This window comes from Alcanivorax sp. 24 (assembly GCF_004360225.1).
In the GTDB taxonomy this organism is placed as follows: domain Bacteria; phylum Pseudomonadota; class Gammaproteobacteria; order Pseudomonadales; family Alcanivoracaceae; genus Alloalcanivorax; species Alloalcanivorax xiamenensis.
Window position 1 is genome coordinate 93,785 of the sequence record NZ_SNUA01000009.1, and the last position, 20,037, is coordinate 113,821.

The following is a 20,037-nucleotide window of genomic DNA, read 5'->3' on the forward strand; positions in this document are numbered from 1 at the left end:
ACCGATTCGCTGCCAAGGCAACTGCCCACGACAGAAACAACGAAGCCGCTGTGGGAAGCTTGCTTGCAAGCGAATGGGCTCTCCCCTAAAAAGATTCGCTTGCAAGCAAGCTTCCCACGGCGGCGGCCGCCTCAGGCGAACAAAGCACCGGGGCGGCCTTCCTGTATCAGGGCTTCACCGAGCAGGGCCAACCAGGCATCCTCATTCCCTCCGGAGGACAGGGTCCACAGCCAGCGCCCCTCCGAATCGAGCGCTTCCAGCGCGGTCAGCACACGGCCAGGTCCCGGACGGCGCAGACGCCATATCGACGCCACCCGCCCCATATCGAGACTGATCAGGGTGCCGTTATGGGCCAGATGACATTGCCCCTGCTGCCAACGTGGCGGCGACCAAGGCGCGCTCAAACACAATTTGACCCCCCGATTACCGGTGCACACCGTCAGCGGCATGGCGCGGTCGGCGGCAAGAGACAACACTGACGGCACCGTCTCGCTACGTATCGGGCAGGCAAATTTGTCCCGCACCGCCTGATACAACACCTGCCGGCGATCCCCCACCTGGCGCAGTAATTCCTCGAACGCGTCCTCGTCGCTTTGCGACCAGCGTCGCTCCCAATCCATAAGCGAGCCCGCCGGGCGGTGCGTCGCCCGCACGGCGAGCGGATAGCCCAGTTGCTGTTGATCCGGATGCAGCATGGCACAGACCAGTTCCTCGAAGGCCAGGCCACCGCTTTCCGGCGCAACCGCCATTTGCTGTACCGGTTCGCCGTAGTCATCGAAAAACAGCAGGCTGCGTGCCGGCAGATCCGCCACCGGTGCCAATATCGCCAGCACCGAGCGCCATTGGCGAACGTCCAGTTCCTGACGCATGCGGCACTGCTCACCGCGGCAGTCCAGCCCGGGGCTGGAGCCGGTCAGAGCCGGATAGCGTATTGACTGGGAGACCCGGCCGCCGCTGGCAAAAGTGGTTACCACCAGGGAACCGAGCCGATAGAGTCCTTTGAGAATCGCCATGGGCTCTTCCTGGAGCCTCAGTACGCGATCACCCAGGGCGGCGCGACAATGTCGCAGGGTCGCCGACTGGGCAGTGCCGCCTATGGCCATTACCGTCACGATCCTACCTCCAAGGTACGCGAAGAAATTAGGGTGTGGGCAGCTGGCGGCGGCTTGCTTTCCACAGTCAGGGAGAACTGTCGGGGCCACGAGCGTGGCCGGCATTCTGGTTGGTCGGAACCAGGCTACTTGGTCAGAATCAAGCGGTCGTTGGCGGTGCGCCGTAACAGGTAACGCTCGCCGCCGTGCTCGATCCAGAGTTTGCCATCGGCGTTGAGCAAGGCACGGCTGGCGACGCTGTCTTCTTGTACGGCGATGCGTCGGCCACTGCGAGTGGCGATCGTCACCGGTTTCTTCCATTGCGACATGGCGGGCTCCTGTTCGCTCATCCTTAACTGAGAATGATTATCATCACAGGTCGGCGGTGCCGTCAACCTTTGTTTACAAGAAATCCGACCCCGATCATCTCGCCGCGCCGTTCGATCCTGGTTACACTCAAAATCATGATGACATCGATAGCCGCTTCCGCCATTCGTACGCCGCAAGAAAAACTGGCTGCCATCCTCGACAGCCACCAACCCCGCCGCCTGCTCACCGTCAGCCTCAACCCGGTTCCGGTCGCCGAGCACTGGTGCGATGACCATGGCTGTGAGTTGATCCGCATAGAGGAGCAAAACCCGTTCGATGCCCTGGAGCACATCGACCGGGTGGACATGGCGATTGTCGCCGATCAACTGGAGTACATGAGCCAACGCGACGGCGAATCCTTGATCGGCCTGCTGCGCAACCTGCACACGGACTCCCTGGTGGCGGTCTACCAACCGCACCTGGCACCGGAGAAACTGCGCTGGCCCAACAACGGCTTCCTCGCTCTGGGTTGCCGGGAGGAAGGTCACTTCGCGCAGGATCAGAGGGAACTGCTGCTCTACAGCTACGATCTCGATTCGTACAATTTCAAACGCGCCTGGAATAATCCGCGCTTCTGGGCCAATCCGGAGAACTGGGGCAAGTATTGGTGGTGAGGTAACATCGCGGTCCACGGACCCTTGCTGTCCCACAATTCGCTGGCACGCTGGCACGCTGACACGCAACACGCCGGCACGCCAAACCCAAGGCCCGCTTGCCGGCCTTGGGAACGTGAATTCAGAAGAACCCCGTCATGCCGGACTTGATCCGGCATCTCCCTCTACGAAGCCATGCGCCCTACAGAGGGGAGCCCGGGTCACACAACGGTGCTTAGAGCACCGTTTGGACGCCCTTGAGGGCGCCCCAAAGGGTGCTTTCAAAGCGTGTAAGCGGGTCGCCCCAAAACCATGGGACACCAGTGGCTCACGAGCCGCGATTGATTCCTGGCCTAGCCAAGACCGCGCGCCTCAAGTAAGGTGACGCGCGACCCGTCCAGACATGCAGACCAATGATCTTCGAACGCCTCAAGGAAGCCCTTTATTTCTGGCGACGCCACCTTGCCGCCCTGTTTCTGATCAGTGCCCCTTTCGCCTTGCTCGGTGAAGCCGCGCAGTGGGCGATGGGCCCGCTTCTGATGTTCGACGGGGATCAACTGACCGGCATCAATCTGAGCGTGGGCCTGGTCATGCTGCTGATCCGGCCGCTGGCGGAAGGCGCGCTGATCATGCAGCTGGCGTCGATACATCAGGGCCGCGCCCAGGGTGTGATCGCTTGCACTCTGCCCGCGCTGATGCTGTACCCGGCGCTGCTGCTGACCTATTTTCTGATCGGTATCGGCGTCACCCTTGGCTGGATGCTGCTGTTCTTCCCGGCACTTTGGGTTTATACCCGCCTGTGCTTCGCCCCTTTCCGGGTCGCACTCCACCGGCAGTCACCGATCGCCGCCTTGCGCGGTGCTTTTCAGTACAGTGGCCCGTGCCAGTGGCAACTGCTGGCCGCCATCGCCCTCACCGGGCTGATCATGTTCGGCCTGATCGGCCTGACCAATACTCTGTTCACCAGCCTGCTGGGTGAGAACGCCGGGGTTGGTCTGGTGGTCAACGTTCTGGCTTCCCTGATCACCACCCTGATCAACGTGGTGGTATTCCGATTCTGGCTCCTGAACGATCCCGGCACCGAACAGAACTGACCGTCAGCGGCCCCGCGGCACCCAGCGCAGGGCCCGGAATCCCTGGTTCACCAGGGCCTCCCGTTTCAATACTCGCCGAACCCGCTCGCGGGTCAGTTCGGCGATGGTGGGCCAACGCTCGTCACCCGTGGGTTCGCTGCCCTGCACCAGGACAAAGCGGCGCCGGCTGCGCTGATCCCGGTTCAATTCCAATACCGCCTGCCCGGTGGTGCCGCTGCCGGCAAAGAAATCCAGCACCAGGTCCCTGGGGCCGGTGGCGATCTCCAGCAGAAAGCGAATCAAGCGGGTGGGCTTGGGATAGGAGAACGGCGCCTGACCGCCGAACAACGCCTGCAACTCCTGGGTCCCTGAGCGGGCGGTACCGTACCGGTGCCCATCCAGCCAGGTCACGGGGACCTCGCCGAAAGGTGCCTTCTCGCGCAGAAACACTTTCAATTGCGGCCGCCCGCGTCCACGTCGTCCGAACAGGATGCGCCCCTGTCCATTCAGTTCATTGAAGCGTTCCTCGCCAGTGCGCCAACAACGCCCCTCGGGCGGCCAGAAGGTCTCACCCGTGTTCGGGTTGGTGATCGCGTAGGTCAGCCCCGGGCGACGGTTGGGCGCGTCGAAGGGATCCAGCTTCCAGGGGCCGCGCGGGTCATCATCCGGATTGCTGTAACGGTCATCGATCAACGGGCCGGGACGCACAGCGAACCCCGGCAAACGATCCCAGATATCCTGATTGCCAGCGGTCAGACGGCGCTGCTGACGGCGCCGCACCCGGGCGTAGGCCAACACGTATTCATGCTGCACACTGAGGTCGGTGTCGTTTTGCCGTGAGGTGCGCGACTGCCAGGGAAAAGTGGCGACGAAATTGTCCGGGCCGAAGATCTCGTCAAGAATCAGACGCAGAGTATGCACTTCATGATCGTCGATGCTGACGAACAATACCCCGTCATCGCGCAACAGCTCCCGCGCCAGCAGCAAACGCGGGTACATCATGTTCAGCCAGCGGGCATGCAGGCGGCCACTGTCACCGTTTTCGCCGGCGTCACCGGCCACCGCCAGATAAGTGGCCACGGAATGGCGATAATTGTCCGGATACAGAAACCCCCGGCCGGTATTATAGGGCGGGTCGATGTAGATCATTTTCACCTGGCCGCGCAGTTCCGGCTGAAGATGATGCAGCACCGCCAGGTTGTCGCCCTCGATGATACGGTGAGGGGCCGCTCCGGTGGCCAGCGGCGGCCGTCCCAGGCGTTCCAGGTGGCCACGGGGCACCCGGGTCAACTCGGCAAGCATGGCCTCCTTGCCCGGCCAGTACAGGCCGAAACCGCCATTGTCACGGGGGTCGTTAAGGGAAAACCTTGTTTGCGAATTTGCAAAATCATTCTTGGCGGAAGGTCTATAACAAAAATCGAGAACAGCAGCCCCATCCATATCCATAAATGCCCGCTTCGCTCTTTGAATACCGATTTTTTTCCACGGCCCTCCATGGAGTTACCGTAGCACGAGGCAGAGCATTTTGGTTTGCATAAACGCAATATGGAAATAAATTAGAGCGACCCGCAAGTCATCGCCTTGCAATTCAACAAATGTGACACACCTCACTTTGCTCAACTGCAAATGTCGCTCTTTGCGATGTTGCAATTATGTCATTGCGCCCCGAACGACGACCTATGAAACTTTCATCATGGATATCGGGGCCTTACTCAAGGAACGGCGTGAGCGCCGCAAAGAAACTCTGGAAGAGGTGGCGTTTCGCGCGGACACCGACCCGGGCAATTTGTCCCGTATCGAACGCAACCGTCAGGACCTTTCCGTCAATCGCCTGATCAAATTGTGCGAAGCCCTGGAAATAAGCCTTTCCGAGTTCTTCGCGGAGCTGGAGAAGCGTGCCGGCGGTAATCGGCTCAGTGATCCCGCCGCGGCTTTCGACAAGGAAACCCGCTGGTTGCTGAAGACGCTCAACACGGTCCCGCCGACCCGGCGCCGCCTGATTCTGGAAGTCACCGAAACCATCGTCAAAAGCGGCCGGCTGGCCTGAGCATGTTGCACCTTGCGCAATGGCAAGAGCATCTTTCCTATTATTGCGTAATTGCAAATGCGCTCTTTTGCGTTTTTGCAAATAGACCATGGCGGGCAAAAGAGCGCTTACCGACACTTATTCCATGGACACGGACATCGGCGGCATCTTGAAAAGGCGGCGGCTAAGCCGCAACGAAACTCTCGAGGACGTGGCGTTCCGGGCGGACACCGACGCGGGCAATTTGTCCCGCATCGAGCGCAACAAGCAGGAGCTCACGGTACAACGGCTGGGGCGGCTTTGTGATGCCTTGGAAATGACGCTGGCGGATTTCTTTCAAGAACTGGAAGGACGCGCCTTGAGCGACCCGGCCGCCGCTTTCGACAAACCTACCCGGGAACTACTGTCGGTAGTCAGCGAAATGAATCCCGCCGGCCGCGCTCAATTGGTGGAAGTGGCTCAGGCAATGGCCCGGTATTCAGTGTCGGCCCGCCGCCGTCAGCGGCGGTCGAAAACCACGAAATCGTAATCGTACGGGTTCGGGCCTTCCGCCTTGAAGGATTCCCGGCCCCGCTCCACCCATTCCGACCGGTCCCACCGCGGAAACCAGGCATCCCCCTCCACATCCGCCTGCACTTCGGTGATATAGAGCCGGTCCGCCCGGGGCAGTGCCAGGGCATAGATCTGCGCGCCACCCAGGATCATCACTTCATCCTGGCCATCGATGAACGCCACGCTTTCCGCCAGCTCCAAGGCCTGATCCAGATCCGCCACCACCCTGCCGCCCTCGGCCTGGTAGTCCGGGTCCCGGCTGATGACGATGTTGGTGCGGCCCGGCAATGGCCGCCCCAGGGATTCCCAGGTCAGCCGCCCCATCACCACCGGTTTGCCCAAAGTGGTGCGCTTGAAGTATTTCAGATCGTTGGGCAGATACCAGGGCAGTTTGTTGTCGCGGCCGATCACCCGATTGCGGGCCATGGCCACGATCATCGCCACCCGCACGCCTTGCTCGTTGCTTTCCTTCATACCGCGATCGGCGCCTTGATCAGAGGATGGGGGTCATAGCCTTCCAGGGTGAAATCCTCATAACGGAAGGCGAACAGGTCACGGACCTCCGGATTGAGATGCATGGTGGGCAGAGCGCGGGGCTCCCGCGCCAGTTGAGTATCCGCCTGCTCCAGGTGATTGCTGTAGAGATGGGCATCGCCCAGGGTATGCACGAACACCCCCGGCCGCAGATCGCAGACCTGAGCCATCATCAACGTCAGCAGCGCATAGGAGGCGATATTGAAAGGCACGCCCAGGAACACATCCCCACTGCGCTGATAAAGCTGGCAGCTGAGCCGGCCGTCGGACACGTAGAACTGGAACAGGCAATGACAGGGCGGTAACGCCTGCCGGCCTTGCGCCGCGTTCTGATCCGGCGACACCGACGGATCCGGCAGCACCGCTGGATTCCAGGCGCTGACGATCAGCCGCCGGGAGTCCGGGTTACGGCGGATCTCTTCCAGCACCTCACTGATCTGATCGATCACACGGCCGTCCGGGGTCGCCCAGGAGCGCCACTGCGCCCCGTACACCGGCCCCAGGTCACCGGCTTCGGTGGCCCACTCGTCCCAGATCGAAACGCCGTTGTCCTTCAAGTAGCCGATGTTGGTATCACCGGCCAGGAACCACAGCAACTCATGGACAATGGACTTGAGATGCACCTTCTTGGTGGTCAGCAACGGGAAGCCGTCGCGCAGATCGAAGCGCATCTGATAACCGAACAGGGACAAGGTACCAGTACCGGTACGATCCCCTTTCTGAATGCCGTGCTCACGCACTTCCCGCAACAGATCGAGATATTGCTTCATACCGCCGCTCTCCGCTGATCATGTCGATACGCCCAGACCACCATGGCGGCGCCGATCAGCACCATGGGGAGGCTCAACAGCATACCCATGGTCAGCCAGCCCCCGGCCAGGTAACCGATGTGCGCATCCGGCTCGCGGAAGAATTCCACCAGTATCCGCGAAAGCCCGTAGCCAATGCCAAACAGGCCGGTGACCGAACCCGCCGGCCGCGGTTTGGCGGAGTAGATCCACAGCACCAGGAACAGCACCACGCCTTCCAGGAAAAACTCATAGAGCTGGGAAGGGTGGCGTGGCACGCCCATGGGGTCGGAGGGGAAGACCATGGCCCAGGGCATGTCCGAGGCGCGCCCCCACAGTTCACCGTTGATGAAATTACCGAAGCGGCCGGCCCCCAGACCGATGGGTACCACCGGCACGGCGAAATCCGCCACCTGGAAATAGCGCTTGCCGGTGCGACGGGCGAACAGCCAGAACGCGAAGAGCACGCCCAGAGCGCCACCATGGAAGCTCATGCCGCCGGTCCAGATCTGGAACAACCACAGCGGGTTGTCGAGAAACCGGTCGAAACCATAGAACAGAACGTAGCCCACGCGGCCGCCGAGGATCACCCCCAGCGCCGCGTAGAACAGCAGGTCACTGACCTGCTGCCGGGTCCAGCCGCTGCCGGGCCGGTCCGCTCGCGTCTTCGCCAGCCACCAGCCGCCGGCGAAGCCGATCATGTACATCACCCCGTACCAGTGAATCTGCAACGGCCCCAGGGAGACCAGCACGGGATCGATTTGCGGGAAGGTCATCAAAGGCTCCCTAACCAAGCATCAGTTCGGTGCCGATCACGATCAGCACCACGGCGAAAATACGCTTCAGGGTGGCGGAAGGCAGGCGGTGGCTGAGCCGCGCGCCCACCCGCGCCATCGGAAAACTGGTGACGACGATGGCCAGCGCCGCGGGGAAGTACACATAGCCCAGCGCCCATTGCGGCAGCCCCGGCTTGCCCCAACCGGTGATGATGAAACCCAACGTGCCGGCCAGCGCGATCGGCAAGCCACAGGCGGCGGAGATCGCCACCGCATTTTGCATCGGCAACCGGCACCAGGACAAAAACGGGACGGTCAGCGAACCACCACCGATACCAAACAGACTGGAGATGGTGCCGATCACACCGCCGGCCCCGGCGAGGCCGGCGCTTCCAGGCACCCGCTCCTCGCCCTGCTGCTGCTTGCGGCGGCCGCTGAGCAGCATCTGCAATGCCACCAGTACCGCGAACACGCCGAACAATCGGGTCAGCATCGGTCCGGACAGCCGGTCGGCGATGACCGCGCCGATCAGCGCCCCCACCACGATACCAACACCGAGCCGGAACGCCACCGGCCAACGTACGAAGCCGGCCCGATGGTGGGTGTGCACGGAACTGATCGAGGTGACGATGATGGTACACAGCGAGGTTCCCACCGCCAGTTGGGCCACCACCTGGGGGTCGATGCCCATGGCGTGATAAAGGTAAATCAGCGGCGGCACGATCACCACACCACCGCCGAGCCCCAGAGCGCCGCCCAGCAGTCCGGCGAACACACCGATCAGGGCGCAGATCAAAAACAGGGTCATGGCGGGCCCATTCCTCTGACAAAGTAAGTCGGACAAACAGATAAAGCGCCGCGCCACCGACCGCTTTCGCCAGGTACGCGCCGAGCCGGTATGCTAGCAGCTAGGGCCTGTTCACACTATTTCCATAGCGCCTGCTGGATGCCCTTTTTGCCTCCAGCCAAGCGGAGGGCGCGCGGTTTGGTCATTCCAAATGAGCGACGAGTAACGCAGAGTAGTGACGTTTTAGCCGCAACAGGCGCGATGGAAATAGTGCGAACAGACCCTAAGCGGACCGTTTTCCCGATTCCGTTTTCCGATCCAGAAAGAGACGCCCATGTGTATTGTTTTGTTCCGCTGGCAGCCCGGTGATGCCTACCCTCTGGCGGTTTCCGCCAATCGTGACGAATTCCATCAACGGCCGGCGGAACCGGCCCGCTGGCGCGGCGATGTGTTCTGCGGCCTGGATCGGCGGGCTGGCGGCACCTGGCTGGGCATCCATCGCGACGGCCGCTTCGCGGTGGTCACCAATTACCGGGAACCAGTGGCCGAACGCACCGTCGGTGAGCTGTCCCGGGGGCTGCTGCCACAGGCCTTTCTGGAGAGCCATCAGAGCCCCGAACTGTTTTGCCGGTCGCTGGAAGCGGACGAGCATCTTTATTCCGGTTTCAATTTGCTGGTCGGGGACCGCGAGAGCCTGTGGTACCTGAGCAACCGCGGGCCGGCGGCGCAGCCGGTGAAACCGGGCCTGCACGGTCTTTCCAACGGCATACTGGACGATCCCTGGCCCAAGGTGGAGCGTGGCAAGCAGCGGCTGGCCCGGGTGCTGGAGGGAGAGGGCGCTCTTGGCGCATCCTCTCTCCACGATCTGCTCGGCGTGGTAGTGGACCCTTACCAACCGCCGGAAGAAGAACTTCCGGATACCGGCGTGGACCGGGAACTGGAACGGCTGGTAGCGCCGATCTTCATTCAGTCGCGACAGTACGGCACCCGCGCCAGTTCGGCGGTGCTGCTGCCCCGGGAAGGGGCTCCGATGATGCGCGAGCAGTGCTGGCGGGCGGATGGCGAGGCGGATGGGGCGCCGACGGACAGTTGAGCGGGGCATCCCGCCGATCCAGGGGAAGGATCATTCGCGAGCAAGCACGCTTCCCACAAGTCGATACGAAGCCGCTGTGGTAAGCGTGCTTGCACGCGAACTACGCCGCCGCGGGGGCACGGTGGCGGATCAGATCGCCCAGGCCGACCTTGGTCAGTTGCAGATCCATGTAGGCGGTGATCACCTCGCCGTTGTCCATGGCCAGCACCTCGTTGAGCAGGCGACGCAGAAAGCCCATGTTGACCTGCCGCACCGCCGCCTTGACCCGTAACAGGTTGGAGGCATTCATGGACAAGGCGTCGAACCCCATCGCCATCAGCAGCAGAGCGGACGCCGGATCACCGGCCATTTCCCCGCACACCGATACCGGTTTGCCCTCGGCATGGGCCTGCTCCACCACATGCAGCAGCGCATGCAGCACCGACGGATGGAAAGAGTTATACAGGTCCGACACCTGGCGGTTATTGCGATCCACCGCCAGCAGATACTGGGTCAGATCGTTGGTGCCCACGGACAGGAAATCCACCCGCTGGGCCAGGGCCCGGGCCTGGTAAATGGTGGCCGGCACCTCGATCATCACCCCCACCGGAGGCATGTCCACGTCCACCCCTTCCTCGCGCACTTCCAGCCAGGCGCGATGGATAAGATGCTGGGCCTCCTCCGCCTCGAACACATTGGTGACCATCGGCAGCATGATCCGCAGGTTGTTGAGCCCAGCGGCGGCCTTGAGCATGGCCCGTACCTGGACGATGAAAATTTCCGGGTGATCCAGAGTGACCCGGATACCCCGCCAGCCGAGGAACGGGTTGTCCTCCTCGATGGGGAAATAGCTCAATGACTTGTCGCCCCCCACGTCCAGTGTGCGCATGGTCACCGGCAACGGCGCGAACGCCTGCAATTGCTCCCGGTACAACACACGCTGCTCTTCCTCGGAGGGAAAGCGGTCACGGATCATGAACGGAATTTCGCTGCGGTACAGGCCCACGCCCTGGGCGCCGCGCTCCAGGGAGCGGTTGATGTCGGTCATCAGTCCTGTGTTCACCTGCAGCTGGACACTGATCCCGTCCTCGGTTTCCGCCGGCAGATCACGCAGTTTCTCCAGACCTTCCAACAAGCTCTGCTCTTCGGCGATCAGCTCCTCGAACTGATGCCTCAGTTCCGGGGTGGCATTGGCCACCACCCGGCCCCGGAAACCGTCGACGATCAGTTCCTTGCCATCCAGCTTCTTCAGCGGCAGATTCATCGCCCCCACCACGGTGGGAATACCCATGGCCCGGGCCACGATGGCCATGTGCGAATTACGTGACCCACGAGTAGTGACGATACCGGCAATACGTTCCTGCGGCAGTTCCATCAGCATCGGCGCGGAAATATCCTCGCCGATGAGAATACAGTCGTGGGGAAATTCCAGCTCACGCCGGTTGTGGCTCTGCAACTGGGCCAGCACCCGCCGCCCCAGATCACGGACGTCCGCCGCCCGCTCACGCAGGTAGGGGTCATCCATCATCTCGAAATTATGCACGTGGGCATCCACCACGATGCGCAAGGCGCCCTGGGCCCAGTGCCCTTCGCGGATCTTGGCCACCACTTCCGCCGGCAGCGCATGACGGTCCAGCATGCGCAGGTACACATCAAACAGCGCCTGCTCTTCCGCCCCCAGGCTGGCCTTGGCGCGTTCCGCCAGATCGCGGATTTCCTTGCGCACCCGCACCAGCGCGTGGTCCAGCAGGGCGATTTCGCCGCTGATATCCTCGGCTTCACGATCCGGCACCGCGGACAGGTCGGTTTGTGGAAACAGTAATTTGGCCAGGCCGATGGCGGCGCCGGAAGATCCGGGCTGGCCGTCGTACATGCTGGCCTGGCGCTCGCGGGTTTCCAATTGCTCGAACAGAATGCCGGACGCATGGGCATGGGCGATCACCGCCGACAGCTGGGCGGAGATGGTGACCAGGAACGCCTCTTCACTTTGGTCAAAGCGGCGGGCGTCACGTTGCTGCACCACCAGCACGCCCAGCACCTCGCCATGGTGCATCACCGGAACACCGAGAAAAGCGTGGAATGGATCCTCACCGGTTTCCGCCAGATAGTGGAATTTCGGGTGGGCGAAGGCATCTTCCAGGTTGATCGGCTCCTCGCGCTGTCCCACCTGGCCCACCAGCCCCTCGGACAGCCCCAGGCTGACCCGGCCCACCGCCTCGCGCTTGAGCCCCTCGGAGGCCATCAGCACATAACGTTCCCGATCGTTGTCCCGCAAGTAAATGGAGCACACTTCGGTGCCCATGGCATCGCGCACCCGCTGGGCCATAAGATCCAGGGCCGAGCGAATGTCCGGCGCGTTATTCACTTCCTGCACAATGCGGCGCAGGGTATCAAGCATGTTTGCTCCTCTTGGGCAGGGCTGGGGCCAGTTCTCTCAGAGCTCGCGCATAGACCGCGCGCTTGAAATGCACCACTTTGCGGATCGGATACCAGTAGTTTACCCAACGCCAGTCCTGAAACTCCGGCTCCGGCCCCAGAGTCAGGTCGATGGCCGCCTCTGCCGCGTTAAGCCGCAGCAGAAACCATTTTTGCCGTTGCCCGATACAGCGGGGCCGGTTGCGTGGAGGGCGCAGGAAGCGGCGCGGCAAACGGTAGGTCAGCCAGCCTTCGGTATGGGCGAGAATGCTGACGTGTTCCTGGCGCAGCCCGACCTCTTCTTCCAATTCCCGGAACAGGGTCTCCTCCGGCGTCTCCCCGGGCATCATGCCACCCTGGGGAAACTGCCAGGCATCCCGGTTGCCAACGCGACGCCCCCAGAATACCCGGCCATCGGGCCCCGCGATCACGATACCGACATTCAGCCGATACCCCTGTTCATCAATAATGCCAGTCATGGTCTTCCAAACCCGGGGGAGCCGGCAACATCCGGCCCGCCGGGGCCGGAGGGGCACACACAAGGCGTGCCGCGCCATGGCCATCATGGCGGCTCCGATACTCACTCATTAAACCTTGTCCCGGTAGCCTCGATCAATCGGCTGCCGAACGGATCGGCCTTTGCTATGCTCCTGGCGCCAACCTTTCTCTCTATTTCATGGGATCCAGCATGACTCTGGCCATCTTTGACCTGGACAACACCCTTATTGCCGGCGATTCCGACCATCAATGGGGGGAGTGGCTGATCAGCCAGTCCCTGGTGGACGCCGCCGCCTACCAGACCGCCAATGACCGCTTTTACCAGGACTACCTGGACGGCACCCTGGATATCATCGCCTACCAGGAATTCGTACTCGGCGAACTGGTGGGGCGCCCTCTGGAGCAACTCCACGCCTGGCGCGAACAGTACATGAAGGACGTGATCCAGGGCCTGTGGCTGCCGGCGGCCGAAACGTTGCTGCAAGAACACCGCGATCAGGGCCATACCCTGATGATCATTACCGCCACCAACGATTTCATCACCGCCCCCATCGCCGAACGGCTGGGCGTGCCGCATCTGCTGGCCACCCGGGCGGAAAAGACCAGTCAGGGTTACACCGGCAGGGTGGCGGGCATCCCCTGCTATCAGGGCGGCAAGGTCAAACGTCTGCGGCAATGGCTGGAGGAGCACGGCGAATCCCTGGACGGCAGTTGGTTCTACAGCGATTCCCACAATGATCTGCCGCTGCTGGGCGAAGTCACCCATCCAGTGGCCGTGGACCCGGATGACAAGCTGGCCGCGGCCGCCCGGGAGCGGGACTGGCCGATCATTTCGCTGCGGCGGGGCCAATGAGAAAAGCAGCTCTGCTGGTACTGACGGCACTGTCACTGGCCGGCTGCAACGAACCCGCGCAACAACAGGCCCCGCCAGCGCGGACCCCACTGGTGGAAACGCTGGACAGCCAAGCGGACCAGGCACTGACACCGGCTCTCGAGACCTGGCGTCAGGCACTGGAAGCCTTTGCCGCCGGCACCGACGAACACGCCGTTACCACGCTGATCGAACAATGGCGGGAACTGTACCGCACCACCAACCGGTTCTGGCTGGTGCTGGCTACCCGCGCCTGCGGCCGGGATCGGGTGTCGTCGCTGGAGCGCGTGGACGACTGGCCGCTCTATCCGGCCTATGTGGATGCCACTCCGAGCTGGCCAGAGTCCGGCATCGTCAACGATCAGGCCCTGCCAATCCGCCGCGACACCCTGTTGGAACAGCAACGGGTGGCCGCGTCCGGCGAGGTGAGCCTGGGGTTTCAGCCGCTATGGTTGTTGCTGCATAACGATGATGGCTCGCCCCGGGCGGTCTCGAAGTTCAGCACCGGCACCCCGATCACTCAGCGCCGCCACGACTATGTGCGGGTGGCCGGCACTCTGCTCATGGACGATCTGGCACCTCTGCTGGGTGCCGACGGCGTCAGCGCCGCGGAGTTGCGCTGTGGTCTGAAGCTGCTGGACCGGCGACTGCGTCGGGCTCGCCGCTGGACGGAGGACTCGGAGAGCGGAACAGCGAAAGGAGAACGGATGGTCCCCGGGGACAGCCTGATGATAGTGCACGAGATATTACCGGAAGCCGCCCTGGCACAACTGAACGGCGACGATCTCGCCCCCTTGCGGGCGGCGCTGGAAAAACAGAAAGCGGGTTTCAGCAAGGCCCTGCAACAGGCCGGTGAAAGCGGGCAGTGGGCGCCGATCAGTAACTGGCTGAACGGCGATCAGGGCGAGCCCTAGGGATTTTCTCGAACAGGGAGGGACCGCGGTTGCGGATCAACATCCGGCCGTGTCCCTTCGATCTGATTACGAAGCCGCTGTGGGAAGCGGCCCGGGCGGCGCTCCGCTTGGCCGCGAATGTCCCCGGGCGTTTTGGCCATTCGCTTGCAAGCAAGCTTCCCACAGCGGCTTCGCAGCCCCCTCGGAGAGCAGGCGATCAGCGTGCTGCTTAGAAGTTATAGCGGCCAAAAACGCCGAAGGTATCCACGTCATCGGCAAGGGTGATGCGGGCGCCCACATCCACCGCCGGGGTCAGATTCAGCAGGCCCTGACCATAGACACCGAATTGGTCGTCATAGATATCCTCGTAGACCACGCCACCGGACAACTCCACCATGTCCAGGGTACGATGACGCAGACCCGCGCGCAGGGCATAGCCCATTTCATCGTCGAAGTCGTTGTCGTCGTAGATCACGTCACCCATCAGTTCCAGATCCAGGCCCCGATTCAGCGGGGTATGCATGCCTGCCCCGATGTACATGCGGTGGCCGTCCACATCGTCGTCCCAGCGGGAGCGCTTGTAGTCACCGTCGTAGAAGCTCACGCCACCACGCAGGAAGATGTGCTCATCCAGAGCGAAGGCCCCTTCCGCGGTCAGTGCGTCAACGTCCAGGCCATTGTCGTAATCCCAGCGGTCATAGCCGAGTTGGCCATAGGTATAGGAGAATCCGTTATCGCGCACCGGCGCGTTCTGAGCCAGGGCATTGCCGGTCAGAGTGGCAGCGGCAAGCGCGGAAAACATCAACGTCTTTTTCATCATTCAGGTCCTCATTAACCGGTCGAACAACACGGGCACCGCCTGTTGACAGGTTGGCCCGTCACCCAGCCTAAAACAGTGCGCCCATGGTGCACCCGAGGCGACTGCCCCGCCATGGGGCAGTCGTTGTTTTATGACGCTTTTATAAAAGTTTGCGATTTAAATCCGGCGTACTATGCCGTTATCGGAAAATGGCCCGATGACGGATGGTTTTGTTCTTGACCCTGGGGTTACCCCAGGCTTGGATAGTGCTCTCCATGGAGGACCATCCCATGAACGAACAGACTTTGCCGATTCAGGGCGCGACCTGCCAGGGCTGCGCCCGCAAGATCCGCACGGCCCTGCTGGCGGTACCCGGGGTCTCCAGCGCGGAGGTCGATCTGGAGCAGCAAACCGTCACCGTCAGCGGCAGCGCCGACCGGGCCGCGCTGCGTGACGCCTTGACCGAAAGCGGCTACGCGGCCGATGACACTGAAGACGCCGAGGCCGACGCTGCCGCCTGCCACCCTGCTCCCCAGGAGACTCGGACCGGTGGCGCCGGGCCCACCCAGAAGGAAAGCGAACATTTGCTGGCGATCACTGGCGCCACCTGCGCCTCCTGTGTGCGCACCATCGAGTCCGCGCTCAGCGGGGTGGCCCGCGTCCACGACGCCAGTATGAATCTGGCCGACCGCACCGCGCGGGTGGCCGGCAACGCCCGCCCCCAGGCCCTGATAGACGCGGTGCAAGCGGCCGGCTATGGCGCCAGCGTCATCGACGATGAGCAACAGGCCGATCAGCAGCGTGAGGAACAGGAACACGCGCATTACCGCGAGTTGATCCGCCATACCGTGATCGGCCTGGCGGTGGGTATCCCACTGATGGCATGGGGGCTGGCCGGCGGCACCATGATGGTGACGGCGGGCACCGCCAGTCAGTGGAGCTGGCTGGCGATGGGCCTGATCACCCTTGGGGTGCTGGCCTGGTCCGGGCGGCATTTCTTCATTGGCGCCTGGAAGGCGGGCCGCCACCATAATGCCAACATGGACACCCTCATCGCCCTGGGCACCGGCGCGGCCTGGGCCTATTCCATGGTGGTGGTGCTGTTCCCGGACTGGCTGCCGGAAGCGGCGCGCCATGTGTACTTCGAGGCCAGCGCCATGATCATCGGCCTGATCAACCTGGGCCAGGCCCTGGAGATGCGCGCCCGCGGCAAGACCAGCGAAGCGGTGCGCCGGCTGCTGGATCTGGGCGCCCGCACCGCCCGGGTCATCCGTGACGGCGAGGAACGGGACATACCGGTGGAATCGGTACAGGCCGGCGATCTGTTGCGCGTCCGCCCCGGCGAAAAAATCGCCGTGGACGGCGAAGTGGAGGAAGGCGAAAGCCGCCTGGACGAGTCCATGCTCACTGGCGAGCCGATGCCGGTGAGCAAAACCCCCGGCGACACGGTCTCCGCCGGCACCGTCAACGACAGCGGCACGCTGATCTATCGCGCCACCCGGGTGGGACGGGATACCGCCCTGGCGCAGATCATCGCTCTGGTGAAAAAAGCCCAGGGCGCCAAACCGCCCATCGGACGTCTGGCGGACCGCATCTCGGCGGTGTTCGTGCCCACCATCCTGCTGATCGCGGTGGCTGCGGCGCTGGCCTGGTACAACCTTGGGCCGGACCCGCGCATCGTGCATATGATGGTGGCCGCCACAACCGTGTTGATCATTGCCTGCCCCTGCGCGCTGGGACTGGCCACGCCGATGTCGGTGATGGTCGGCGTCGGCAAGGCGGCGGAGGCCGGCATCCTGATCCGCCAGGGCGAGGCACTGCAAACCGCCGGGGATCTGGACACCATCGTGTTGGATAAAACCGGCACCATTACCGAGGGCCATCCGGCGGTGACCGGCGTACACACCATCGACAGTGAAAGCGAGAGCACCGTACTGACGCTGGCGGCGTCGCTGGAAACAGGCTCGGAACACCCGCTGGCGCGGGCTATTCTCGCCGCCGCCGAAGAACGCGGGCTGCGAACCGAAACCGTCACCGATTTCCAGGCCCACAACGGCAAGGGCGTCAGCGCCCGTCTGGACGGCACCTTGCTCCGGCTCGGCAACCGCCGCTGGCTGGACCAGGAAGGCGTGGCCGGCGGCCTGGAAGAACAGGCGGAAGCCCTCGGCCGGGACGGTGCCACCCCGTTGTTCCTGGCGCGGGATCAGCAACTGCTGGGCGTGATCGGCGTCGCCGATCCGATCAAGCAGGACTCCCGCGCCGCCATCCAACGCCTGCACGATCTGGGCCTCACCGTGGTGATGATCACCGGGGATGTGCGCACCAGCGCCGAGGCCATCGCCCGCCAGGCCGGGGTGGATAAGGTGCTGGCCGAAGTTCTCCCCGAGGACAAGACCCGCGAGATCCAGCGCCTGCAGGGTGAAGGCCGCAAGGTGGCAATGGTCGGCGACGGCATCAACGATGCGCCGGCACTGGCCCAGGCCGATGTGGGCTTCGCTATCGGCACCGGTACCGATGTGGCCATCGAATCCGCCGCCATCACCCTGATGGGGGGGTCGCTGCACGGCGTGGCCGACGCCATGGCGATTTCCCGGGCCACCGTGCGCAACATCAAGCAGAATCTGTTTGGCGCCTTTGCCTACAACACCCTCGGGGTCCCGGTGGCGGCGGGTATTCTATACCCCTTCACCGGTTGGCTGCTGAGCCCGGTGATCGCCGGTGCCGCCATGTCGCTGAGCTCGGTGACGGTGGTCACCAACGCCAACCGGCTGCGTCTGTTCCGGCCACGCGATCCATCCCGCGACAATGAGGAGAGCCGTGGTGAATCCTGAGCAACTGGCGGCGCAGCTGCGCTGCCCCCACGACGACGACGGGCTCAAGGTGGCCACCAACATGGACCGGCGCAACGCCGAGGTAATCGAGGCGGCCTACGCCGCCCTGGATTGCCGCCCCGGCCAGCGGGTATTGGAGATCGGCCCCGGTGGCGGCGGTCATGTGGCCACCTTGCTGCGGGACCGGCCGGGGCTCGATTACACCGGCCTGGACCTGTCCCCGCTGATGGTCCGTGAAGCACGGGCCGCCAATCACGACTGGGTGGAGAAAGGCCGCGCCCGTTTCCTGCTCGGCGATCTGCTGGCGCCGCCGTTGGCGGATGGCGGCATGGACCGGGTGGTAGCGGTGAATGTGGTTTATTTCTGGCAGCCGCTGGCGCCGGCACTTGAGCGCATCCATGCACTGCTTGCTCCCGGCGGGCGCTGTGCCCTGGGTCTGCGCAGCCGCGCCAGCATGCGGGAACTGCCGGTATTTGAACACGGTTTCGCCTTGTATGACGGCCCCGATCTGGTCGCCGCCCTGGAAGCGGCGGGGTTCCGCTCCGTGCGCTTGGAGCAGGCCCGGGAAGAAACCGTCAACGTACTCGGTCAGATGATGGACAAGGAACGTCTGGTGGTGGTGGGCGACAAAGCGGAGGCAAGGGTATGACAACCTGGCTAATCAATCTCGGCGGGCTGCTGTTAATGGCCCTGATCGTCTGGTGGTTCTGGCTATCCGGCCGTGGCCCGGCCAAGCGCGCCGGTGACACGCCGCTGGATATCGTGGTGGACAATGGTGTTTACGAACCTTCGGTAATTCAGGCCCGGGCCGGGCAACCGCTGACGCTGCGCTTCTTGCGCCGTGATCCGAGCCCGTGCGCGGAGCAGGTGATTTTCCACGATCTCGGCGTCTCCGAATTTCTCGACACCGGTAAAGCCACCACCATAACGCTGACACCACGGCAGCCGGGAAAATACCGTTTCACCTGTCAGATGCAGATGTACCAAGGTACTTTGATCGTCAACGACTGATTTTTTATGAAAAAAGGAACCGCATCATGAAAAAACTACTGCTGGGCGCCGCCCTCACCCTGGTCAGCATGGCCGCCTCCGCCGCCAGTCTGGAGGTGTACAAGTCCCCTACCTGTGGCTGTTGCATCAAGTGGGTGGAGCACATGCGCGAAAACGGTTTCGACGTGAAGGTACACGAAACCCAAAACCTGCAACCGATCAAGGAAAAAGCCGGGCTGCGGGCGGGACTGGGTTCCTGCCACACCGCCTTCATCGACGGCTATACCATCGAGGGCCATGTGCCGGCCAAGGAAGTAAAACGCCTGCTGGAAGAGCGCCCCGAGGCCGTCGGCCTGACCGTACCGGCCATGCCGATCGGCTCTCCCGGCATGGAAATGGGCGACCGCCAGGATCCCTATCAGGTGCTGCTGTTCGATGAAAAGGGTACCGAGGTCTACGCGCAATACTGACGCCGGACGCCGATAATGCAAAACCAGACCCAACGCCCTGGCAAGCACTAAAGCGCCTTTTTTTTATGGTTCCTCGCGGTTTAGCGGGAAGGGTCGCTCCGGCGGGGCTTCGTGCGGCCCCGATTCGAGTGAACCGCCGCGTTGCGGACGCCAACAACGACAAACCTTTCCAGGAGAGCAAAGGAGCCCCCTATTGCTCGGTTACCTCGAAGACCTCCATTCAGATCATGCCACGACGCCGCTGTGGGAAGCTTGCTGGCAAGCGAATCGCCAACGGCTCAGGGTATTCACGGCCAAGGCCGTTTCCCACAGCGGCTTCGTGGCAGGTCTGTGGGAGACCAGCATGCTGGCGAATTCCGGCCCTCTGCTGTTGGGATATTCGCTTGCCAGCAAGCTTCCCACAGCGGCTTCGTAGCAGGTCTGTGGGAGACCCGCTTGCTGGCGAATAGAGCGGCTTGGTAGCCCCTTCCGTTACAGACCCGTGCCCATGATTGAGGCGCCGCGGCCCCGGGTTTTGACTTTAGCGTCTGGCGTCCAGCGTCTGTCGCTCGGCCCTTTGCCTTAACCTCGCCCTTGACGGCAAGGTCCCCGCGCACTGAAATGCCCTCT

21 protein-coding genes are annotated in these 20,037 nt (G+C 63.0%); 11 read left to right on the forward strand and 10 right to left on the reverse strand.

Annotated elements, in window-relative coordinates; all coding sequences use genetic code 11:
* Positions 1 to 131: 131 nt before the first annotated feature.
* Together E0L37_RS13400 and hemP are read right to left on the reverse strand one after the other, a co-directional pair.
* Positions 132 to 1,103 (reverse strand): hypothetical protein, encoded by a 972-nt coding sequence (locus E0L37_RS13400; RefSeq protein ID WP_133492308.1) that lies wholly within the window; start codon positions 1,101 to 1,103, stop codon positions 132 to 134.
* 134 nt (positions 1,104 to 1,237) lie between these two features.
* Positions 1,238 to 1,420: a hemin uptake protein HemP gene (gene hemP, locus E0L37_RS13405; protein ID WP_014992841.1), complete on the reverse strand. Its 183-nt coding sequence runs from the start codon at positions 1,418 to 1,420 to the stop codon at positions 1,238 to 1,240.
* Between the two features lie 135 nt (positions 1,421 to 1,555).
* On the opposite strand from hemP, the gene E0L37_RS13410 reads away from it, so the two are divergent.
* Both E0L37_RS13410 and E0L37_RS13415 read left to right on the forward strand, forming a co-directional pair.
* Complete coding sequence (locus tag E0L37_RS13410) at positions 1,556 to 2,074, forward strand: DUF6231 family protein (RefSeq protein ID WP_133492230.1); 519 nt, start codon at positions 1,556 to 1,558, stop codon at positions 2,072 to 2,074.
* 392 nt (positions 2,075 to 2,466) lie between these two features.
* Complete coding sequence (locus E0L37_RS13415) at positions 2,467 to 3,147, forward strand: hypothetical protein (protein WP_133492231.1); 681 nt, start codon at positions 2,467 to 2,469, stop codon at positions 3,145 to 3,147.
* Positions 3,148 to 3,150: 3 nt separating this feature from the next.
* Here the strand turns inward: E0L37_RS13415 and E0L37_RS13420 are convergent, their stop codons facing one another.
* Positions 3,151 to 4,428 (reverse strand): site-specific DNA-methyltransferase, encoded by a 1,278-nt coding sequence (locus E0L37_RS13420; protein ID WP_159661212.1) that lies wholly within the window; start codon positions 4,426 to 4,428, stop codon positions 3,151 to 3,153.
* A gap of 391 nt (positions 4,429 to 4,819) precedes the next feature.
* Here E0L37_RS13420 and E0L37_RS13425 point away from each other — a divergent pair, with 391 nt between their 5' ends.
* Together E0L37_RS13425 and E0L37_RS13430 are read left to right on the forward strand one after the other, a co-directional pair.
* Positions 4,820 to 5,173 carry a helix-turn-helix domain-containing protein gene (locus E0L37_RS13425; RefSeq protein ID WP_133492233.1) on the forward strand — a complete coding sequence of 118 codons (354 nt, stop codon included), beginning with the start codon at positions 4,820 to 4,822 and terminating at the stop codon, positions 5,171 to 5,173.
* Between the two features lie 88 nt (positions 5,174 to 5,261).
* A complete protein-coding gene (locus E0L37_RS13430; RefSeq protein ID WP_240687472.1) occupies positions 5,262 to 5,681 on the forward strand; it encodes a helix-turn-helix domain-containing protein in 420 nt (139 codons plus the stop codon).
* On the opposite strand, the gene E0L37_RS13435 is transcribed toward E0L37_RS13430, so the two are convergent.
* From E0L37_RS13435 to E0L37_RS13450, 4 genes are read right to left on the reverse strand one after another with little or no spacing between them, the layout of a single operon-like run.
* Positions 5,651 to 6,178 carry a dihydrofolate reductase gene (locus E0L37_RS13435; protein ID WP_205655620.1) on the reverse strand — a complete coding sequence of 176 codons (528 nt, stop codon included), beginning with the start codon at positions 6,176 to 6,178 and terminating at the stop codon, positions 5,651 to 5,653. The two genes, E0L37_RS13430 and E0L37_RS13435, sit on opposite strands and share 31 nt — an antisense overlap.
* A complete protein-coding gene (locus E0L37_RS13440) occupies positions 6,175 to 7,008 on the reverse strand; it encodes a thymidylate synthase (protein WP_133492234.1) in 834 nt (277 codons plus the stop codon). Before E0L37_RS13440 ends, E0L37_RS13435 begins: the two co-directional genes overlap by 4 nt.
* Positions 7,005 to 7,802 carry a prolipoprotein diacylglyceryl transferase gene (lgt, locus tag E0L37_RS13445; RefSeq protein WP_199466592.1) on the reverse strand — a complete coding sequence of 266 codons (798 nt, stop codon included), beginning with the start codon at positions 7,800 to 7,802 and terminating at the stop codon, positions 7,005 to 7,007. The genes E0L37_RS13440 and lgt overlap by 4 nt, the downstream gene beginning before the upstream one ends.
* 10 nt (positions 7,803 to 7,812) lie before the next feature.
* Positions 7,813 to 8,610, reverse strand: a complete 798-nt coding sequence (locus E0L37_RS13450; protein ID WP_133492235.1) for a sulfite exporter TauE/SafE family protein — start codon at positions 8,608 to 8,610, stop codon at positions 7,813 to 7,815.
* A gap of 313 nt (positions 8,611 to 8,923) precedes the next feature.
* Here E0L37_RS13450 and E0L37_RS13455 point away from each other — a divergent pair, with 313 nt between their 5' ends.
* A complete protein-coding gene (locus tag E0L37_RS13455; RefSeq protein ID WP_133492236.1) occupies positions 8,924 to 9,682 on the forward strand; it encodes an NRDE family protein in 759 nt (252 codons plus the stop codon).
* Between the two features lie 100 nt (positions 9,683 to 9,782).
* Here E0L37_RS13455 and ptsP read toward each other — a convergent pair whose 3' ends face one another.
* Both ptsP and E0L37_RS13465 read right to left on the reverse strand, forming a co-directional pair.
* Complete coding sequence (gene ptsP / locus E0L37_RS13460; protein WP_133492237.1) at positions 9,783 to 12,059, reverse strand: phosphoenolpyruvate--protein phosphotransferase; 2,277 nt, start codon at positions 12,057 to 12,059, stop codon at positions 9,783 to 9,785.
* On the reverse strand, positions 12,052 to 12,546 hold the full coding sequence (locus E0L37_RS13465; RefSeq protein ID WP_201303868.1) for an RNA pyrophosphohydrolase: 495 nt from the start codon (positions 12,544 to 12,546) through the stop codon (positions 12,052 to 12,054). The genes ptsP and E0L37_RS13465 overlap by 8 nt, the downstream gene beginning before the upstream one ends.
* A 218-nt stretch (positions 12,547 to 12,764) precedes the next feature.
* Here E0L37_RS13465 and E0L37_RS13470 point away from each other — a divergent pair, with 218 nt between their 5' ends.
* Positions 12,765 to 13,427, forward strand: coding sequence for an HAD family phosphatase (locus tag E0L37_RS13470; RefSeq protein WP_133492239.1), 663 nt, complete (start codon positions 12,765 to 12,767; stop codon positions 13,425 to 13,427).
* The gene (locus E0L37_RS13475; protein WP_133492240.1) at positions 13,424 to 14,359 is read left to right on the forward strand and encodes a hypothetical protein; all 936 of its coding nucleotides are present in this window, start codon (positions 13,424 to 13,426) and stop codon (positions 14,357 to 14,359) included. Before E0L37_RS13470 ends, E0L37_RS13475 begins: the two co-directional genes overlap by 4 nt.
* A 208-nt stretch (positions 14,360 to 14,567) precedes the next feature.
* On the opposite strand, the gene E0L37_RS13480 is transcribed toward E0L37_RS13475, so the two are convergent.
* Positions 14,568 to 15,158 carry a hypothetical protein gene (locus E0L37_RS13480; protein WP_133492241.1) on the reverse strand — a complete coding sequence of 197 codons (591 nt, stop codon included), beginning with the start codon at positions 15,156 to 15,158 and terminating at the stop codon, positions 14,568 to 14,570.
* Positions 15,159 to 15,427: 269 nt separating this feature from the next.
* Between E0L37_RS13480 and E0L37_RS13485 the strand changes: the two genes are divergently transcribed.
* The 4 genes from E0L37_RS13485 to E0L37_RS13500 are packed head-to-tail and all read left to right on the forward strand — an operon-like array spanning position 15,428 to position 19,428.
* Positions 15,428 to 17,968 carry a heavy metal translocating P-type ATPase gene (locus E0L37_RS13485; RefSeq protein ID WP_205655621.1) on the forward strand — a complete coding sequence of 847 codons (2,541 nt, stop codon included), beginning with the start codon at positions 15,428 to 15,430 and terminating at the stop codon, positions 17,966 to 17,968.
* The gene (locus E0L37_RS13490; protein ID WP_133492243.1) at positions 17,958 to 18,617 is read left to right on the forward strand and encodes a class I SAM-dependent methyltransferase; all 660 of its coding nucleotides are present in this window, start codon (positions 17,958 to 17,960) and stop codon (positions 18,615 to 18,617) included. The genes E0L37_RS13485 and E0L37_RS13490 overlap by 11 nt, the downstream gene beginning before the upstream one ends.
* Positions 18,614 to 18,979, forward strand: coding sequence for a cupredoxin domain-containing protein (locus E0L37_RS13495; protein ID WP_133492244.1), 366 nt, complete (start codon positions 18,614 to 18,616; stop codon positions 18,977 to 18,979). The genes E0L37_RS13490 and E0L37_RS13495 overlap by 4 nt, the downstream gene beginning before the upstream one ends.
* Before the next feature lie 26 nt (positions 18,980 to 19,005).
* On the forward strand, positions 19,006 to 19,428 hold the full coding sequence (locus E0L37_RS13500; protein WP_133492245.1) for a DUF411 domain-containing protein: 423 nt from the start codon (positions 19,006 to 19,008) through the stop codon (positions 19,426 to 19,428).
* Positions 19,429 to 20,037 lie beyond the last annotated feature (609 nt).

Excerpts from the sequence above, each read along its gene's own strand:
- E0L37_RS13400 (WP_133492308.1), bottom strand. The coding sequence starts at position 1,103 with ATGGCCATAGGCGGCACTGCCCAGTCGGCGACCCTGCGACATTGTCGC.
- hemP (WP_014992841.1), bottom strand. The coding sequence starts at position 1,420 with ATGTCGCAATGGAAGAAACCGGTGACGATCGCCACTCGCAGTGGCCGA.
- E0L37_RS13410 (WP_133492230.1), top strand. The coding sequence starts at position 1,556 with ATGATGACATCGATAGCCGCTTCCGCCATTCGTACGCCGCAAGAAAAA.
- E0L37_RS13415 (WP_133492231.1), top strand. The coding sequence starts at position 2,467 with ATGATCTTCGAACGCCTCAAGGAAGCCCTTTATTTCTGGCGACGCCAC.
- E0L37_RS13420 (WP_159661212.1), bottom strand. The coding sequence starts at position 4,428 with ATGCTTGCCGAGTTGACCCGGGTGCCCCGTGGCCACCTGGAACGCCTG.
- E0L37_RS13425 (WP_133492233.1), top strand. The coding sequence starts at position 4,820 with ATGGATATCGGGGCCTTACTCAAGGAACGGCGTGAGCGCCGCAAAGAA.
- E0L37_RS13430 (WP_240687472.1), top strand. The coding sequence starts at position 5,262 with ATGGCGGGCAAAAGAGCGCTTACCGACACTTATTCCATGGACACGGAC.
- E0L37_RS13435 (WP_205655620.1), bottom strand. The coding sequence starts at position 6,178 with ATGAAGGAAAGCAACGAGCAAGGCGTGCGGGTGGCGATGATCGTGGCC.
- E0L37_RS13440 (WP_133492234.1), bottom strand. The coding sequence starts at position 7,008 with ATGAAGCAATATCTCGATCTGTTGCGGGAAGTGCGTGAGCACGGCATT.
- lgt (WP_199466592.1), bottom strand. The coding sequence starts at position 7,802 with ATGACCTTCCCGCAAATCGATCCCGTGCTGGTCTCCCTGGGGCCGTTG.
- E0L37_RS13450 (WP_133492235.1), bottom strand. The coding sequence starts at position 8,610 with ATGACCCTGTTTTTGATCTGCGCCCTGATCGGTGTGTTCGCCGGACTG.
- E0L37_RS13455 (WP_133492236.1), top strand. The coding sequence starts at position 8,924 with ATGTGTATTGTTTTGTTCCGCTGGCAGCCCGGTGATGCCTACCCTCTG.
- ptsP (WP_133492237.1), bottom strand. The coding sequence starts at position 12,059 with ATGCTTGATACCCTGCGCCGCATTGTGCAGGAAGTGAATAACGCGCCG.
- E0L37_RS13470 (WP_133492239.1), top strand. The coding sequence starts at position 12,765 with ATGACTCTGGCCATCTTTGACCTGGACAACACCCTTATTGCCGGCGAT.
- E0L37_RS13475 (WP_133492240.1), top strand. The coding sequence starts at position 13,424 with ATGAGAAAAGCAGCTCTGCTGGTACTGACGGCACTGTCACTGGCCGGC.
- E0L37_RS13480 (WP_133492241.1), bottom strand. The coding sequence starts at position 15,158 with ATGATGAAAAAGACGTTGATGTTTTCCGCGCTTGCCGCTGCCACTCTG.
- E0L37_RS13485 (WP_205655621.1), top strand. The coding sequence starts at position 15,428 with ATGAACGAACAGACTTTGCCGATTCAGGGCGCGACCTGCCAGGGCTGC.
- E0L37_RS13495 (WP_133492244.1), top strand. The coding sequence starts at position 18,614 with ATGACAACCTGGCTAATCAATCTCGGCGGGCTGCTGTTAATGGCCCTG.
- E0L37_RS13500 (WP_133492245.1), top strand. The coding sequence starts at position 19,006 with ATGAAAAAACTACTGCTGGGCGCCGCCCTCACCCTGGTCAGCATGGCC.